This is a genomic window from Cytobacillus sp. Bva_UNVM-123, assembly GCF_046351715.2.
In the GTDB taxonomy this organism is placed as follows: domain Bacteria; phylum Bacillota; class Bacilli; order Bacillales; family Cytobacillaceae; genus Cytobacillus.
On record NZ_CM177772.1, the window covers coordinates 293900 to 310537 of the forward strand.

Here is a 16638-nt window from a genome sequence, read left to right on the forward strand (position 1 = left end):
GATGGGTAAAAAAATCGTCGTTGCACTTGGTGGGAATGCGATCTTAACAGATGACCCCACAGCAGAAGGTCAAAAATTAGTATTAAAGGAAACAGCTAAAAAGCTAGTAGCCCTAGTAAAGCAAGGACATGAGCTTGTCATAAGTCATGGAAATGGTCCACAGGTTGGAAACTTATTGAACCAACAAATGGCTGCTGACTCTGAAATAAATCCTGCAATGCCATTAGATTCCTGTGTTGCCATGACTCAAGGTAGTATCGGATTTTGGTTGCAAAATGCGATGAATGAGGCATTGAAAGAGGAGAATATTGATAAGCAGGCAGCATCTATTATTACGCAATGCTTAGTTAATCAAGATGATCCTGCTTTTGAGAATCCTACAAAGCCAGTAGGACCATTCTTAACAGAAGAAGAAGCAAAGGCTGCTGCAGAGCATGATGGATCTGTCTATATGGAAGATGCAGGTAGAGGTTGGCGTAAAGTTGTTCCATCACCAAAACCATTTGAAATTATTGAATACCCATTAGTGGCAAGTCTTGTGAAAAACGGCTATATTACCATTTCAGCAGGCGGCGGCGGTATTCCAGTCATTCAAACTGAAGAAGGAATTAAAGGAGTCGAAGCAGTAATTGATAAAGACTTCGCTGCAGCAAAACTTGCAGAACTTGTAAAAGCAGACTACTTAATCATTCTTACTGGTGTTGACTATGTATTTATTAATTATGGTAAAGAAGATCAGAAGAAGCTTGAGGACATTGCACTTTCCGAATTGAAGGAATATATCGCTCAAAATCAATTTGCTGCAGGAAGCATGCTACCAAAAGTAGAGGCTGTTGTTAATTTCTTGGAAAACAGCCCAAATGGAAAAGCTGTAATTACTTCATTAGATAATATCGCTAATTTAAAAGATGAGCTTACTGGTACAGTCGTAAAGAATAGCAGCTATTAATTATTAAATTGTTTAGTTCCTGGGTAGGCAAGAAGCCAATAAATAGATTGTAAATCTGAAAAAGTTTGATCAATATTACCCAACGCACCCTTATTAGGAGAAAAATATGAAAAAAAGAATGAACATAACCACTCAGATTATTTTAGCGACTATTCTTGGCGTATTTTTTGGTGGATTCTTTGGGAATTTCATGACATCAATTGATGTCTTTGGAAAAATATTCTTACGGTTGATTCAAATGTCAATTATTTTACTAGTCATGGGACAGATTATTGAAGCTGTTGGTGGTTTAAACCCAAAGAAATTGGGGAAATTAGGATTAAAAACGGTCTTTGTTTTTATCTTTACATCTTTCCTAGCTGCCTTTTTTGGTATGGTAATAGGACTGCTATTTAAAATAGGGAAAGGGATTGATTCAACTTTACTCTCAGACAGTCCACTGCCAGAAATGGGTCAAGCTAGTTCTATAGAAGATACGATTCTCAATTTTTTCCCTACAAATATCATTAGCTCTATGGCGCAAGGATCCATCGTACAAGTTATTGTTTTTGCAATTATTTTTGGACTAGCATTAAGTTATGTAAGGCTAGATGACAAAGAAAATAAAATTTTTCAAGGAACAATACAGTTTAATTCAGTCATATTAAAATTGGTTACCTTAATTATGAAGGTTGCACCAGTGGGAATATTTTTTATCATCGCCTCTACTATCGGTAGTATGGGTTTTCAAGTTTTACTTCCATTGGCAAAGTACCTATTAATTTATTGTTTAGCAACTTTTATATTTCTATTTCTATGGTTTCTATTTGTATCATTATATTGTAAAGTAAGTATGGTTAAACTAATCAAAAATATGACCCAAATGTCTGTTATGGCATTAACTACGACATCCTCTGCTGTTACCCTGCCTATTGCTTTAAAGGATGCACAGGAGAAGCTTGGAATCGGAGAGAGAATTACTAAATTAGTTCTTCCACTAGGAATGTCTTTGAATAGTAACGGGTCGGCCATGCATATGGCCATTACATTAGTCACTATTTCACAGATTGCTGGAATTTCTTATTCTGGTGGAGAATACTTTTATATTGTTATTTTAGCTACTTTAGCATCCCTTGCAAATGCTGTTGTACCAGGTGCGGGATTAGTATCATTATCGATTGTCGTTCCACAATTGGGATTACCAATGGAGAGTATCGCTTTATTTGCTGGCGTAGAATGGTTTATTGGAATGTTACGTACCATTTTAAACGTTGATTCTGATACTTTAAGTGCACTTGTTGTTGCTAAAAGTGAAAATGAAATTGATTATGAAGTTTTTAATCAATAAATGACCTTATATTAAGTAAGTTGTACGCTGTTAAAAGTAAGATGTCTCTAGATAATCTAAAGGAATGTCTCAATTTTAGAGGCATTCCTTTTTTTCTTACTATAATATATAGTTGAATTCAATAAGAATAAACAAAACAAAAGGACCAATACACTAACATTTTTTAATAGATGAAAGAATTCAAAATAAAGTTTTAGAATAAAATTAGAAGAAGAGAATTTGGAGGAAGGAAAATGAAGATATTAGAACTACCAATTGAGTTTGAATTTAATGGACAAAAAAATTACCTTTATCCTAGCTTAATTATATTGAATAATGAATTAACCTTGGTCGATACAGGATATACAAATTTTTTACCTTTAATTGAAAATGAAATTTTAAAAAAAGGATATGAAATAAAGAATTTAAAGAATATAATCATTACTCACTATGATGATGATCATATAGGTTCCTTATATGATTTTAAAGAAAAGTATCCTTGGATTAACATTATAGCTAGTGAAATTGAATCAAAATATATTAGTGGTGAAATGAAGTCAGAGAGATTGGTTCAAGCGGAAGAAATGCTAGAAAATATGCCAAAGGAAGAAATTGAATTTGGTAAATGGTTTATACAGCAATTAAAGAATTTGAAGCATGTTCTAATTGATGAAAAGGTACATGATGGTGATATGATTTTAGATAACAAATGCAGAGTAGTAGCAACACCAGGCCATACTTCAGGGCATATTTCATTATATTTTCCAAGTTTAAAAAGTGTAATTACAGGTGATGCAGCTGTTCATGAGAATCATGAATTGGTCATTGCTAATCCACACTTTTGTTTAAATGTTGAGAAGGCGCAACAGTCTTTAAGAAAAATTAAAAATTTAAAGGCTGAAGCGTATTATTGCTATCATGGTGGGAAATTTACTTTATAACTAGCCAGTACTAGAATTGTTTGGATGTATTATTATTTATATTTAAGGAGTTGATTTATATGGAAAAGGTTACACCATTCTTAATGTTTCAAGATGGCAAGGCAGAAGAAGCGATGAATCATTACATATCAATCATCGACGATTCAGAAATAACAAGTATTGTTCGCTATGGAGCGAATGAAATTGGAGATGAAGGAACTGTCATGCAGGCTACTTTTACCTTAAAAGGGCAAGAATTTATGTGTATTGATAGTAATGTGAAGCATCAGTTTTCCTTTACTCCTTCATTCTCCATTTTTGTTACATGTGATACTGAAGAAGAGCTTGACAATCTTTATGAGAAACTCATCATAGATGGGCAAGCTCTTATGCCGCTAGGTGACTATGGTTTCAGTAAGAAGTTTGGCTGGCTGAATGATCGGTTCGGTGTCTCATGGCAACTAAATCTTCCGAAATAAATATATGTTTGGAAAGGCACGGAAAAAATTTTCCGTGCTTTAATTATTTGTCATGTTCTCAGGATAAATATGATCGATAAAACACCTTCATTAAATTAAACAATCAAGCATGATTATATTTACTTGTATTGGAAGTTTCGCTAACTTATTGCAAAAATGGGGGTAAGTTGAAATAATAATGAAACAGTGACTAAATAAGGGGATTGAAAAATGCGATACTTTAAAGGGCGTTGTTTGTTTATCACTTTCACCTTGATGTTAACAGGGTATGCAGCTGTAGATAAGGAAAAACACTCATCAAATGCGAAAATAACTATTGAACCATATGACTTAAGTGAAAAAGAAAGCTTGCTCATTAGTAAAACAGGTGTAGAGCAAATTGAATTTTTTAAAATGGAAGGCGCTTTGAAGGAAGAGGATGATCTTCAATTTGCTGTGGAGGAATATGTAAATGGAAAACTTAAAGAAGAGTTGCTAACCACTTCAAATGAACCGAATGAAAAATTTAAAGACAGCTTCATTTCTTTTGGAATAAGTAACAGTCTGGACGAAGATCATTCTTTAAAACTGATAGCTGGTATACCTTCTGGGCTTGCTACAACGATGTATCCAAATAACATGACATCTTCTTCATTCAGTAAGCTAGTAGGAGAAAAAGTTACTTTAGAGAAAAATAAACCGGTTTATTTAGCTGCGTGGCTAGGAACTACTCAAAACAGATTACGTTCTGTTGGAAGTGAAAATGGAGAACTACCCCAGGGTATTAAAGAAGCTGAGCTTGCACTTCTATTCAGAGTATTATGGACTGATAAGTAAGAGAAAATAACCTTAAATCAACGTGGCAGGATGGATGAAGAAGGATTTTATTTTTATTTCTTGAATTTCTATTCTAATCGAAAAATTAATGAAATTAGAGGAGTGAGGAAGAAAATTATGATGATAAAAGGTTTCGGGGGAATATTTTGGAGGACTAAAAATCTAGATGCTATAAAGAAATGGTACAGTGAAGTGTTGAAGATTGAAATAGAAAATTGGAATGGGATTATTATTAAACCCCATTCAGGAAATGAAACGATCTTTTCTTTCTTTCCTGAAGATGACAGTTATTTCCCAACAGAACAGCAAGTGATGTTAAATTTTCAAGTTTATAGTCTAAACGAGACTATTAAGCATCTTGAACAAATTGGTGTACCTCTTGTAAGGGAAAAAGAGATTAGTGAATTTGGTAAGTTTATTTGGATTGAAGATCCTGAAGGTAGACTGGTTGAGCTATGGGAGAAATAACGTGTTGTCATTAACATATTTTGTTGCACAAACAGGATTTTAAAAATAAATATTTTTTCAATTTGAATGTAATTAATAGACAGACAATTGGATACTTTACCATTAATTGTTATAATATAGTAGAATAATATTAATTGCACAATGATTTAAGGGGAGTCTGGACATTGAAAAATATTTATTGGGTTTTAGGAGGTATTTTAGTATCTCTATTAATAAATGCTTTTGTTTTAGAAACGACTATCTTTAAACAATATCATGAAATTAGCAACGATTTAATCTTCTTGTTTATTGGATTATATTTATTATATTTCCATTTTACAAAAAGATTAAAAGGCTTTATTTCATTCACTTTTCCAATTATCTTATTCTGTTTAACACCTATGATTTCAACGATACTGGGCAATCTTTTAAAGGATAACTATACTCTATTTTCTATTTTTGCAAATTTCCTAGCCTGTATTTTATGGAGCTTCATTCTATTAAAATTAACAGGTAAAGTTACGTTTAATCAAAAAGCAAGCAATAAAAGTGTTATCATGTCTCTGTCATCAATTGTTATTTTTTTCATTTTTTTCAGTCTATTTTTACAAACATATAAGACACCAATAGAGAATGCAACTGAAGAATTATGGGAATATTCATACGGTTTATTAGATTTTAACTTGTTAATAAATGCAAGTTCTTTTCTAATCGTTTCATTTGTATTATTTTTAATCTTCCCATCTAGTTTATTCAAGAGGGTGATTCATGAGGTAGTCCATTTAGATAAAATAAAAGTAGGATTTTTCTATTTATTAATTATTTATTTTATTTCTAATGGTTTTGTTCTTGGAGTAGAACTGCTTTCAAACCAACCCATTTCTAGTTTGATAGCAGAAATAGGCGTTTTAAATTTAGTTGGTTCATTTATAGGGTTGGTATTTGGGGTTGCTCTCTATGAGGAAGCAATGTTTAGACTTTTTTTACCAGTTCTACTTGTTATACTATTATCAAATTACTTGAAAAAAAGGCATGCCATCTTTCTCGCTATGCTAATAAGCTCGGTATTATTTGCTTTTGTTCATACAATAACAGGTTTTGGTGGCTTTGACCAATTAGATTATGCAATGGCTATTAATCGTCTTTTTGGGTTATTTTTAATGGGGCAAATATTTATTTATCTATATGTCATAACAAAAAATTTATGGATACCGATTATCGTACACACATTGAATGATTATGGACTTCCTTTCTTTTTATTTGTTGATTTTTCTAATAATTCATTTGTAAATGTAATATGGGTAATTGTGTTTATCTCCATTATTTTAATTCAGCACGAGAATGGAACTTCAAGCAATAAAGATAACATATTAACCGCAAATTCAATGAGGAATGAGGATAGTAAACCTGTTTACAAATAACAAATAGGGATTGTGGTAATGATAGATTGTGCTTTTGAAAAGATTCTACTTATATTTCGAGCAGGTTAATTGAACTAAGAGTAATGAAAGGATTGGGTTACTCTAAATGAAAAAATTAAGATCTATAATACCATTATTATTTGTAATTATATTTATTCTTTTTATAAGTGGGTATAGATTTACCGCGATAAGTGCTGCAAATAATCATAGTTTCTTAACAAAAGATGATGAATTAGTTGACAAATTTGATACAGGAAAGTCACAGATTTTTTTATATAAAAATGAGAAGGAAGGGATATACCGAACAGTTTTAACTGAAAGAACAGTTTTTTTGTATTATAGTAGCTTTTCAACTTTTATACCCATGACCACAAATCCAGTTCGAACAATTGGTGGAATGAGTGTTACAAGTAAAAATGATGAGTTTTCTCTACTAGTTGTTGAGTCTTATGATGATGAAGTAGCATACATTGAAGCAGGGAAAGAAGATAATCAAGTAAGGAAAAGTATTAAAGAAGGGGAACGAATTCACTTTCTTTTTCCTTTTAGTATGCAAATTGACTTCCTGAATGCAGTAGCGACTAATGAAGAAGGTGAGACGCTTTATTATTTTGGATATCCTGAAGGTGCAACACATAATTATCTAAACGAAGATTTAATCTGGCGTAAAAAACAATAAGACTCATCTTATCCTTTCTAAATTATGCTGCACCTCATACAGACCGTTTGACGAGGTAAATGAAATTACAATTATCGTTTCCGGGAACGCTAAGCTTTGGGATGTTGGTTTCAGTGAAATGAAGCATTGGTGGGAGTAAAGGACAAACAAGCAACAAATGGAAATCACGAAAATTGTGGAAAAGGCTGTAGAGAAAGTATTGACAGCCTTTTTTCTGAAATATCTAACTATCCTAATCATACAAAAGGCTGCTTGTAACTCTGCTCTTAACGGGGCAGAGTTTTTTTATTGTAGTAAGTTAATAAATGAAACCAATATGACAGAAAGTCAAAGCTCCTTTGTGGCTTTTAAATCCTTTCCATTTTACAGTTGTGACCGAATATTATTGCAACTGTATTCTGCTATTTGTATCCGACCAAGCCCATCATGCATAATTTAAAAACAGTATAGAGGGAATGGCGATTAACCTTGTGAAAATTTTGCAATCTGAATGGGTGATGATTAGTAAAAACAGAAGTTTGAATGAGTAAGAAAAGGATGGATGTGAGTGAATAATAAAGATGGCGTTTCCCATAATTTGAACAATTTTTCCAAACCATATACCAATCTTAGTAAGGAACAAAATCCTTCAAAAATAATTCTCTCTAAATTTAAAGATGAACTCCCTATTCCACCTATTTTAAAACCTCGACGGAAAGATCAGTTTTCCACTTATTACGAAGTAAATATGACTCAATTCAAGCATTCATTTCATAGTGAGCTAGATGACACCACTGTTTGGGGATTCGAAGGCGGATACCCCGGACCTACAATTGATGTTGAAAGTGGAGAAAAAGTGTTTATTAAATGGAACAATAATCTTCCAGACAAACATCTCTTCCCTATCGATTATACGGTTCATGGCGCTCACAAGGATGTGCCTGATGTAAGAACGGTTGTACATGTACACGGTGCTTGTGTTGAATGGGAAAGTGACGGATACCCGGAGGCTTGGTTTACTAGGGGATTCAAACAAGTCGGTCGTTTTTTTAGAAAGCAAGTATATCAATATGATAATTGTAATAGTGCCTGCACCCTTTGGTATCATGACCATACCCTCGGAATCACGAGGCTTAATGTGTATGCTGGATTGGCAGGATTCTATCTTGTCAGAGACCAACAGGAACGTTTATTGAATTTACCAAGTGGGAAATATGAGATCCCTCTTATGTTTCAAGATAAGACTTTTAATAAGGATGGTTCGCTTTATTACCCGAAGCAGCCGGATAAACCAATTCCGAGTTTAAAAACGTCTATCGTACCTGAGTTTATTGGGGATACCATTATCGTGAATGGCAAAGTACATCCCTTTTTGAAAGTGGAACCACGTAAATATCGATTTAGGCTGCTAAATGCGTCCAACACGCGTTTCTTTAGGATTAAGCTTGATTCAGGACAACTGATGTATCAAATTGCGACGGATAGTGGATTCATGCAGTACCCTATAGGAATAAAAGAAATCGTGTTAGCACCTGCAGAACGAGTTGAGGTTATCATTGATTTTACAAATCTTGAAGGAAAGAATATTGTCGTGACAAATGATGCCCCCGTTCCTTTTCCCAGGGGAGATCCGGTTAATGAAAACACTGGTACAGTCATGCAATTTAGAGTGACTCTGCCGTTGTCTAATGTGGATACGAGTGCTATTCCGGCTTTTATGATCCCTTTTCCTAAAATAAAGGAACAATCAGCAGCAAAGGTACGATACTTAACATTAAATGACAATATGGATCAGTATGGTCGTGAATTTATGCTATTAGATAATAAACAATGGGATGCTCCTATAACAGAAAATCCAAAATTGGATTCGACCGAAGTATGGTATTTACTTAACTTGACAAAAGACTCACACCCGATTCATCTTCACTTAATTGATTTTCAAGTCTTAGACCGGAGAGATTTCGATGTAGAAACATATAAGAAAGATAAAATTATCCAATATACGGGTCCGGCGACTTCTCCAGAGCCACAAGAAGAAGGATGGAAAGATACCGTTCGAGCTAATCCTCAGCAAGTTACTCGAATAATCATGAAGTTTGGTCCATACACAGGGTTGTATGTATGGCATTGTCATATCTTGGAGCATGAGGATTATGAAATGATGAGACCGTATATTATTATTCGATAATAGACTAGGAAAATGTTTTTTTTCTTAAAAAATCTTAGGATCTATCAAAAAGGACAAAAATAAGAGCTATGAACCACATTAGACCCGACACCTAATGTGGTTTTATTAGCCGAAGGATAACCAAGCATTTCACCTGATTTCCCTTCGATCTTGACTATTTTTTTAAAATAAAAAACACACTTTGTCTTGGATGAATCATATCTAGAAAGTTATTTAGTAATTTTATCTATCCTATTTGTCCATATATACCCCTGATATCCTTCTGGAATTTTTTCAAGGCTTTCTTTTGTATCGAACCCTTCTGACCATTTCCCATTTCCCTCTACGATTACGACACACGTATTAACTGATTCCATTCTACCAATAAATTTATTGGGCAACCCCATAAGTACTTCGCATAATTTAAGGGTAAATGTAGCTCCATATTAGGAAAAGCCACAAACACGGCATCATACCAAGCCTTTGCCACGAAATGGATAACTTTTTCCATTATCAGCTGTATATTGATAGCCAATATCTAGTTTCTTCAATTTATTCATCATATAATCTTCATGGTGATGTTGAAGGACAAATCCTTGTGGAATGGCAGTCAAAATGTCCTTCAAAGTGATGTTGAAGGACAAACTCTCGAGGAATGGCAGTCAAAATGTCCTTCAAAGTGATGCTGAAGGACAAACCCCCGAGGAATGGCAGTCAAAATGTCCTTCAAAGTGATACTGAAGGACAAACTCTCGAGGAATTGCAAGTAAAATGTCCTTCAAAGTGATGTTGAAGAACAAATCCCCGAGGACTTGCTATCAAAATGTCCTTCAGTTCACTTTTCCCATCTGTCCGATACTCTAAAGTGTAATCATGAAAAACAGCTAATATTTGATCCTTCGTTAACTGAATATCTAATTCCACTATGTCTGCACCATGATCAAATGCTGCTTTCATAGAAGGAATTGTATTTTCTAAATAAGGGTGCTCAGGTGGATAAATGATTTCAGCTCCAATCAATAGGTGCAAAAGATCAACTTTGTTCTTAACTAAGCCTATGGTTTAAAAAAGAATTTTTCATATTTTGATAGATATCCCCCATGTACTTCCGTAATAACAATAGAATGGCCCTTTTTGGAGGTAGAAAATGAAAATTATAGAAGACAATGTAGTGGAGCAATTGATCGCAAAGAATGAAAAAGCACTATTTTATATAGTTGATCAGTATGGAGGGATCATCAAGGCGATTACCAAGAAATACTTAGGCAATTTAGAAATCATTCAAGATGAATGCTTTGATGATGTACTCCTCTTAGTTTGGCAAAACATTACTTCTTACAACAAGGATAAAAATTCATTGAAAAACTGGATCGCCGCTATTACAAAGTACAAGGCGATTGATTATCAACGACAATATAAAAAATTTCTACTTCAACGTGAATTAGAAGACTATATGTTAGTAGATCCCAATAGAGCCGAATAGTCTATAAAATGACGAATATTTCTGAGGATGTGTTCTTTAAAATAGAGAATGAACAAGGAGAAGGAATACAAGCGTTAAATGGACAACAATCCCACTATTTAAACTATAATCGTTTTGTGGCATTAAAAGGCGGTAAGATTAAAATTATTCCAGTTAGTTATAAGGAAAGAAATCAGGAATACATTCATACTAATGAAATAATCGAACTAGACTTAGACGAAAAGATAAGAGAACAGGAAGGAAATTAACTGCTGTGAATGGAATAACTTTACTTTAGTGGTTTACTATCATTTCAGTGCTGACTCATAGGCACTGATTTTTTTATATTTGTCACAATTTGATTTGTAAAAAACTTAGTTTCCAATAGGCACAGTAACCATTCTAAGCCCAAGTCATACACTATGAAAAAGAATTTTCCCTCAATAATCCCTTAAAAGAGGAGCGTAGTGATGAAAAACCGAACAATGAATCAAGCAACTGGGAATGTGCCTCAACCGATCCGAAGTGATGGAGCCGGAGGGGTTGACTCCGGACCGCGGAATATTATGCGGGATCTTCAAAATCCAAATATGCTCGTCCCGCCAATTACAGATGCAGGCTTGCTCCCGAACCTGAAATTTTCATTCTCAGATACTTCTATGAAATTAGATCACGGGGGATGGTCTCGCGAGATCACCATAAGGGAACTTCCTATCGCCACAACCCTTGCAGGAGTAAATATGAGTTTAACGGCTGGCGGAGTACGTGAACTCCATTGGCATAAACAAGCAGAATGGTCTTATATGCTGTTAGGTCGGGCGCGTATAACTGCAGTTGACCAGCAAGGTCGAAATTTCATCGCCGACGTTGGCCCAGGCGATCTTTGGTATTTTCCTCCAGGTATCCCACATTCGATTCAAGGGTTGGAACATTGTGAATTTCTGCTTGTCTTCGATGATGGCAACTTTTCTGATCTTTCTACCTTATCCATTTCTGATTGGTTAGCACATACCCCAAAAGATGCTCTGTCTGCCAATTTCGGAGTACCAGAGAGTGCTTTTAACTCCATTCCTTCTGAACAAGTATATATCTATCAGGGGGAGGTGCCAGGTACATTGGAAAATCAAGAAGTCCAGTCACCTTACGGAGAAGTTCCTTTAACTTTCAAGCATGAGCTGTTGAAACAAACACCAATGAAAACGCCTGGTGGTAGTGTTCGAATTGTGGACTCCTCTAACTTTCCGATATCAAAAACAATCGCTGCAGCTCTCGTTGAGATTGAACCAGGTGCAATGAGAGAACTTCATTGGCATCCTAATAAAGACGAGTGGCAGTATTATTTGACCGGAGAAGGGCGAATGACTGTGTTTGCTGGAAATGGTGCGGCGCGTACTTTTGATTACAGAGCTGGTGATGTCGGATATGTACCATTTGCTACTGGACACTATATTCAAAACACCGGTAATGAAACATTATGGTTTTTAGAGATGTTTAAAAGCAACCGCTTTGAAGACGTGTCTCTGAATCAATGGATGGCATTAACTCCTAAAGAATTAGTTAAGAGTAACTTGAATATTGGATCAGAATTAATAGACTCACTACGCAAGGAGAAATGGCCTGTTGTTAAATATCCCGGGTTTTCCTACTATCCAAAAAAAGATAAATAAACTGGACTTTATTCCAAAATATTCAATTTTATCAATTTTGTAGAAGGATTTCATAAGTATTTGTCAAATGTCCCTATTAGAACAAAATAGAATGGGGGAGAAACAAATGGAAACGCTGATTATTGAAAAAGAATCATTTAAAGTAATAGGAATGACATTAGAAACGCTTCTTAGTGATGAACGAGAACAGAGAAACATCCCAACATTATTTGAAGCATTCATCAAACGTATTCCAGAGATTAAAAACAGGCTCAATGACAACTCGATTGGTATTTTTATAGACCCTCCCAATTATAATTATAAGACGGACAAGTTTAAGTGGATATCAGGGGTTGAAGTTTCAAGTGTCAATGATATTCCCGACGGCATGGAATCTTTCATATTTCAAGCAAATACCTACGCACGCACAACCTATATCGGTCCTAGAGATAAAGCCTATACGGCATATGATCATTTATACAATTGGGTTAAGGGATCAGAATATGAATTAGCTGACACTTACGGTATTGAATATTATCAGCAAAGTCATGATGATAATCACACTGTCATGGATTTGATGTTCCCGATTCGAAAAAATAGTTGATTTAAAGCTTAATTCTTTAAAACTCTTTTGACAGCATTCGCTTATCATGCTAATATGATTATCAAATTCAAAAAATTATAAAATATTAAAAACTCTTATTCAGAGAGGCGGAGGGACTGGCCCTATGAAGCCCGGCAACCATTTAACGATTTGTTAAAAAGGTGCTAATTCCTGCAAAGCATATGCTTTGACAAATAAGAGAGTAATCCATAGGTGATGAAGACCTCTCTATTTTTAAATAGGGGGGTTTTTAGTCTTTTGAAAGACATAAACTAAGAGATTGTCTTGCTTCAATGCTTTTCTTATTAAAATTTCATACAAAATGCTTCAGGTGCTGTGTGAATCATTTACTCAGCTTAAAAGGGAAGACCGGTGAAATTCCGGCACGGTCCCGCCACTGTTATGGGGAGCAACTTATCATTTGACCACTGTTTCATATTGAAATGGGAAGGGATAAGAAGCAATGAACCTAAGTCAGGAGACCTGCCTGTTGTATGCGCTTGTACCTACGGATGTATAGGGGGGAGTGAGGAATACATGTTGAGAAAAACAAAAGGTCTCAACTCTAGTTAGCATGTGTATGAATCTCTCTTTTCTATTTGAAAAGGGAGATTTTTTGTTGAGGACGAAAATACAAACGGATAAGGAGTGGAAAATTATATGAATAAAGTAAAAAGCTCGAATGTAGGTTATCCAAGAATTGGTGAAAAACGCGAATGGAAAAAAGCGCTTGAACAGTTTTGGGCAGGTAAATTGGAAAAAGAGGTTTTCTTAAAACAAATGGAGGAGATTCGCTTGCAGCATCTTCAGAAGCAAGCGGTTCAGGGCATTGATTTGATCCCAGTTGGAGATTTTAGCTTATATGACCATGTACTTGATACAGCTGTTATGTTTGGCTTAGTCCCGAAGCGCTTTGAATACGGCGGAGGTAAAGTATCGCTTGAAACATATTTTGATATAGCTAGAGGGACTAAAGGTGCGGTTGCAGCTGAAATGACAAAATGGTTTAACACAAACTATCACTATATTGTTCCAGAACTTAACGAAGCAGTTCCTACTCTTGTCGAAAACCGTCCACTTCAATTTTATAAAGAGGCGAAACAAAAACTTAATATTGATGGAAAGCCTGTTATGTTAGGACCTTTAACATTTGTAAAACTTTCAAAGGGCTATGAGGAGAGTGAATTGGAAAAAGTTGTAAATCAATTTGTCCCTCTTTATGCGGACATTTTACGCGAATTACAACAAGAGGGAGTCGAATGGGTACAAATCGATGAACCGATTTTAGCAACTACGATTTCAAAAGAAGAGGTTGCATTCTGCCATAATATTTATCAAGCATTGCATGAAGCAGCACCAAAAATAAAGGTGATTTTGCAAACGTACTTTGAGAGCATCGAACATTATGAAGATATTACTTCACTTCCTGTACAAGGAATTGGACTTGATTTTGTACATGATTCTGGTCAGAATCTTGCTGCTTTGAAAAAGTATGGTTTTCCGAAAGATAAGATACTTGCTGCTGGAGTTGTTGACGGGCGTAATATATGGCGTGCAAATCTTGATGATAGGTTCTCTATTCTTACGGAGATTGCAGAGGTCGTTTCAAAAGATCAACTCATTGTACAGCCCTCATCAAGCCTACTTCATGTGCCTGTAACAACAAAAAACGAAGAAGCGCTGGGGGAGATTTTAACAGATGCATTAGCTTTTGCTGATGAAAAATTGCATGAAATTGTTGTACTTACAAAAGGACTGAACAAAGGGAAAGAAACGATACAGGTAGACATTGCTACGAGTATAGAATCGATTGAAGCATTAAATCATTCATCCGTTCGAAACAATAAAGAAGTTCAGGAGGCTATCCACAAACTGCATACGTATAATGCGGAGCGGCAAGAACTGTTTAGCGTACGTCAAGGATTGCAGGAGGAGGCCTTTCAATTGCCACTTCTCCCCACTACAACAATTGGAAGCTTCCCACAAACACAAGAAGTCAGAAAACAGCGTTTAAAATGGCGGAAAGGCGAGCTAAATGCTGCAGACTATGAGAAATATATAAAAGCAGAAATAAAAAAATGGATTGAAATTCAAGAAGAACTTGGTCTCGATGTGTTTGTACATGGAGAATTTGAACGTACAGACATGGTTGAATATTTCGGTGAGAAATTAGCGGGCTTTCAATTTACGAAATTCGGTTGGGTACAGTCATATGGTTCACGATGTGTGAAGCCGCCGCTTATATATGGTGACGTGTCCTATCAAGAACCAATGACAGTCGAAGAAACTGTATATGCCCAATCCTTAACAGACAAACCTGTAAAGGGAATGCTGACAGGTCCAATTACCATCTTAAACTGGTCGTTTGTACGCGATGATATTCCACGTTTTGAAGTAGCAAATCAAATTGCGCTTGCGCTTCGACAAGAAGTTGAAACACTTGAGAAAAATGGAATCCGTATGATTCAAGTCGATGAACCAGCCATTCGTGAAGGGCTGCCTTTAAAATATGAGAAGCAAAAAGACTATCTTGATTCTGCAGTTTATGCGTTCAAACTGGCAACAACGTCTGTCAAAAACGATACACAAATTCATACCCATATGTGTTATTCAGACTTTAAAAATATTATCAATGCTATCAAAGCGCTCGATGCCGATGTCATTTCAATTGAAACATCAAGAAGTCACGGGGAATTAATTCATGCCTTTGAAGAAAATACATATGACAAAGGGATCGGTCTTGGTGTCTATGATATTCATAGTCCACGTGTCCCACAGCTTGAAGAGCTGACAAGAAGCATTGATCGTGCCCTTCAAGTACTGGATCCGAGGCTATTCTGGATCAATCCTGATTGTGGTTTAAAAACACGGGGTATTGATGAGACGGTTGCAGCACTAAAGGTAATGGTTGAAGCGGCAAGGCAAACAAGAGACAAGCTGCTTGTGAAAAAGGGATAGGGATCTAGGGAAGGAAATCTGCTTTTTTGGAAATCCATAATTAAATGGAGTGATCATGATGGAACAAGCTTTTTCAGTAGAACGCTCAAGAACAATCCAGACAAAACTAGTTCTTCCACCAAATACTAATCGGCTCCTGGACGTAAGGAGCTTAGAAAAAATAGAGCGATGATTCGATAGGATAGCAGAAAGCTTGAACAAAGAGAAAGAGCAGTTTTGAGTGTGATCAAAACATGCTCTTTCCACCATTCCTACCCAATTAAAATGTTCAAAGGAATCCCTTTTATTTTGTACCACTCGCACCAAATCCGGATTCCCCTCGTACAGATTGAGATAATTCATTTACTTCTGTAAGCTGAATGAATGGAACCATTTGAATAACGATTTGAGCTAAACGCATAGATTTCTCGATTACAAAAGTTTCTTTTCCGTGATTAATCATAATAACGCCAATTTCTCCTCGATATCCTTCATCGATCGTCCCAGGGCTATTCAGTACCGTCACACTATGTTTTAGAGCTAGACCACTTCTAGGGCGTATTTGTGCTTCCGTTCCTTTTGGCAATTCTATTTGCAGCCCTGTTTGAATTAATCTTGATTCTCCAGGTGGGATCTCAACCATTTCAATTGAATACAGATCCATTCCCGCATCCCCTGGATTTGCTTGCAAAGGAAGCTTTGCATCAGCATGAATTCTCTTGATTTTTACTTCTAAGTTCATGTTGCTTCTCCCTATCTAATCAATTTCTCTCTAATAAATTTCGTCTTGACGAAATTGCGCCCAGATTTTATCGAGCTTGCTCGA

Annotated in this window: 17 protein-coding genes and 2 riboswitches; of the genes, 14 read left to right on the forward strand and 3 right to left on the reverse strand. The window is 35.5% G+C overall.

Annotated elements, in window-relative coordinates; genetic code table 11:
- Window position 1 precedes the first annotated feature (1 nt).
- The 9 genes from arcC to KDN24_RS01565 all read left to right on the forward strand — a co-directional run bounded on the left by arcC (window position 2) and on the right by KDN24_RS01565 (window position 9184).
- Complete coding sequence (gene arcC, locus KDN24_RS01525) at window positions 2-949, forward strand: carbamate kinase (protein WP_409974939.1); 948 nt, start codon at window positions 2-4, stop codon at window positions 947-949.
- Window positions 950-1055: 106 nt separating this feature from the next.
- Entirely contained in the window at window positions 1056-2276 is a 1221-nt protein-coding gene (locus KDN24_RS01530) for a dicarboxylate/amino acid:cation symporter (protein WP_409974940.1), read from the forward strand.
- Between the two features lie 233 nt (window positions 2277-2509).
- Window positions 2510-3196, forward strand: coding sequence for an MBL fold metallo-hydrolase (locus KDN24_RS01535; RefSeq protein WP_409974941.1), 687 nt, complete (start codon window positions 2510-2512; stop codon window positions 3194-3196).
- Window positions 3197-3255: 59 nt separating this feature from the next.
- Complete coding sequence (locus tag KDN24_RS01540; RefSeq protein WP_409974942.1) at window positions 3256-3654, forward strand: VOC family protein; 399 nt, start codon at window positions 3256-3258, stop codon at window positions 3652-3654.
- A 210-nt stretch (window positions 3655-3864) separates the two neighbouring features.
- Window positions 3865-4470, forward strand: coding sequence for a YgaN family protein (locus KDN24_RS01545; RefSeq protein WP_409974943.1), 606 nt, complete (start codon window positions 3865-3867; stop codon window positions 4468-4470).
- A 120-nt stretch (window positions 4471-4590) separates the two neighbouring features.
- Window positions 4591-4938, forward strand: a complete 348-nt coding sequence (locus KDN24_RS01550) for a VOC family protein (protein ID WP_409975416.1) — start codon at window positions 4591-4593, stop codon at window positions 4936-4938.
- A gap of 164 nt (window positions 4939-5102) precedes the next feature.
- The gene (locus KDN24_RS01555) at window positions 5103-6338 is read left to right on the forward strand and encodes a CPBP family intramembrane glutamic endopeptidase (RefSeq protein ID WP_409974944.1); all 1236 of its coding nucleotides are present in this window, start codon (window positions 5103-5105) and stop codon (window positions 6336-6338) included.
- A 106-nt stretch (window positions 6339-6444) separates the two neighbouring features.
- A complete protein-coding gene (locus tag KDN24_RS01560) occupies window positions 6445-7017 on the forward strand; it encodes a hypothetical protein (RefSeq protein ID WP_409974945.1) in 573 nt (190 codons plus the stop codon).
- Window positions 7018-7651: 634 nt separating this feature from the next.
- On the forward strand, window positions 7652-9184 hold the full coding sequence (locus tag KDN24_RS01565; protein ID WP_409975417.1) for a multicopper oxidase family protein: 1533 nt from the start codon (window positions 7652-7654) through the stop codon (window positions 9182-9184).
- Window positions 9185-9633: 449 nt separating this feature from the next.
- Here the strand turns inward: KDN24_RS01565 and KDN24_RS01570 are convergent, their stop codons facing one another.
- Entirely contained in the window at window positions 9634-9777 is a 144-nt protein-coding gene (locus tag KDN24_RS01570; protein WP_409974946.1) for a hypothetical protein, read from the reverse strand.
- A gap of 112 nt (window positions 9778-9889) precedes the next feature.
- Complete coding sequence (locus KDN24_RS01575) at window positions 9890-10192, reverse strand: glycerophosphodiester phosphodiesterase family protein (RefSeq protein WP_409974947.1); 303 nt, start codon at window positions 10190-10192, stop codon at window positions 9890-9892.
- Between the two features lie 118 nt (window positions 10193-10310).
- On the opposite strand from KDN24_RS01575, the gene KDN24_RS01580 reads away from it, so the two are divergent.
- From KDN24_RS01580 to metE, 5 genes are all read left to right on the forward strand, one after another.
- Window positions 10311-10646 (forward strand): sigma factor, encoded by a 336-nt coding sequence (locus tag KDN24_RS01580; protein ID WP_491348262.1) that lies wholly within the window; start codon window positions 10311-10313, stop codon window positions 10644-10646.
- 8 nt (window positions 10647-10654) lie between these two features.
- On the forward strand, window positions 10655-10894 hold the full coding sequence (locus tag KDN24_RS01585; protein WP_409974949.1) for a hypothetical protein: 240 nt from the start codon (window positions 10655-10657) through the stop codon (window positions 10892-10894).
- Window positions 10895-11095: 201 nt separating this feature from the next.
- The gene (gene oxdD / locus KDN24_RS01590; protein ID WP_409974950.1) at window positions 11096-12292 is read left to right on the forward strand and encodes an oxalate decarboxylase; all 1197 of its coding nucleotides are present in this window, start codon (window positions 11096-11098) and stop codon (window positions 12290-12292) included.
- Window positions 12293-12398: 106 nt separating this feature from the next.
- Complete coding sequence (locus tag KDN24_RS01595; protein WP_409974951.1) at window positions 12399-12875, forward strand: GyrI-like domain-containing protein; 477 nt, start codon at window positions 12399-12401, stop codon at window positions 12873-12875.
- 92 nt (window positions 12876-12967) lie between these two features.
- A riboswitch (SAM riboswitch) is annotated at window positions 12968-13076 on the forward strand.
- Between the two features lie 111 nt (window positions 13077-13187).
- Window positions 13188-13380, forward strand: a riboswitch (cobalamin riboswitch).
- 155 nt (window positions 13381-13535) lie between these two features.
- Entirely contained in the window at window positions 13536-15833 is a 2298-nt protein-coding gene (metE, locus tag KDN24_RS01600; protein ID WP_409974952.1) for a 5-methyltetrahydropteroyltriglutamate--homocysteine S-methyltransferase, read from the forward strand.
- 283 nt (window positions 15834-16116) lie between these two features.
- Here metE and dut read toward each other — a convergent pair whose 3' ends face one another.
- Window positions 16117-16554: a dUTP diphosphatase gene (gene dut, locus KDN24_RS01605; RefSeq protein ID WP_409974953.1), complete on the reverse strand. Its 438-nt coding sequence runs from the start codon at window positions 16552-16554 to the stop codon at window positions 16117-16119.
- Between the last annotated feature and the right edge of the window lie 84 nt (window positions 16555-16638).

Coding starts and splice junctions, on each gene's coding strand:
- KDN24_RS01535 (WP_409974941.1), top strand. CDS start 2,510: ATGAAGATATTAGAACTACCAATTGAGTTTGAATTTAATGGACAAAAA.
- KDN24_RS01580 (WP_491348262.1), top strand. CDS start 10,311: ATGAAAATTATAGAAGACAATGTAGTGGAGCAATTGATCGCAAAGAAT.
- metE (WP_409974952.1), top strand. CDS start 13,536: ATGAATAAAGTAAAAAGCTCGAATGTAGGTTATCCAAGAATTGGTGAA.
- KDN24_RS01550 (WP_409975416.1), top strand. CDS start 4,591: ATGATAAAAGGTTTCGGGGGAATATTTTGGAGGACTAAAAATCTAGAT.
- KDN24_RS01540 (WP_409974942.1), top strand. CDS start 3,256: ATGGAAAAGGTTACACCATTCTTAATGTTTCAAGATGGCAAGGCAGAA.
- arcC (WP_409974939.1), top strand. CDS start 2: ATGGGTAAAAAAATCGTCGTTGCACTTGGTGGGAATGCGATCTTAACA.
- oxdD (WP_409974950.1), top strand. CDS start 11,096: ATGAAAAACCGAACAATGAATCAAGCAACTGGGAATGTGCCTCAACCG.
- KDN24_RS01585 (WP_409974949.1), top strand. CDS start 10,655: ATGACGAATATTTCTGAGGATGTGTTCTTTAAAATAGAGAATGAACAA.
- dut (WP_409974953.1), bottom strand. CDS start 16,554: ATGAACTTAGAAGTAAAAATCAAGAGAATTCATGCTGATGCAAAGCTT.
- KDN24_RS01560 (WP_409974945.1), top strand. CDS start 6,445: ATGAAAAAATTAAGATCTATAATACCATTATTATTTGTAATTATATTT.
- KDN24_RS01595 (WP_409974951.1), top strand. CDS start 12,399: ATGGAAACGCTGATTATTGAAAAAGAATCATTTAAAGTAATAGGAATG.
- KDN24_RS01530 (WP_409974940.1), top strand. CDS start 1,056: ATGAAAAAAAGAATGAACATAACCACTCAGATTATTTTAGCGACTATT.
- KDN24_RS01545 (WP_409974943.1), top strand. CDS start 3,865: ATGCGATACTTTAAAGGGCGTTGTTTGTTTATCACTTTCACCTTGATG.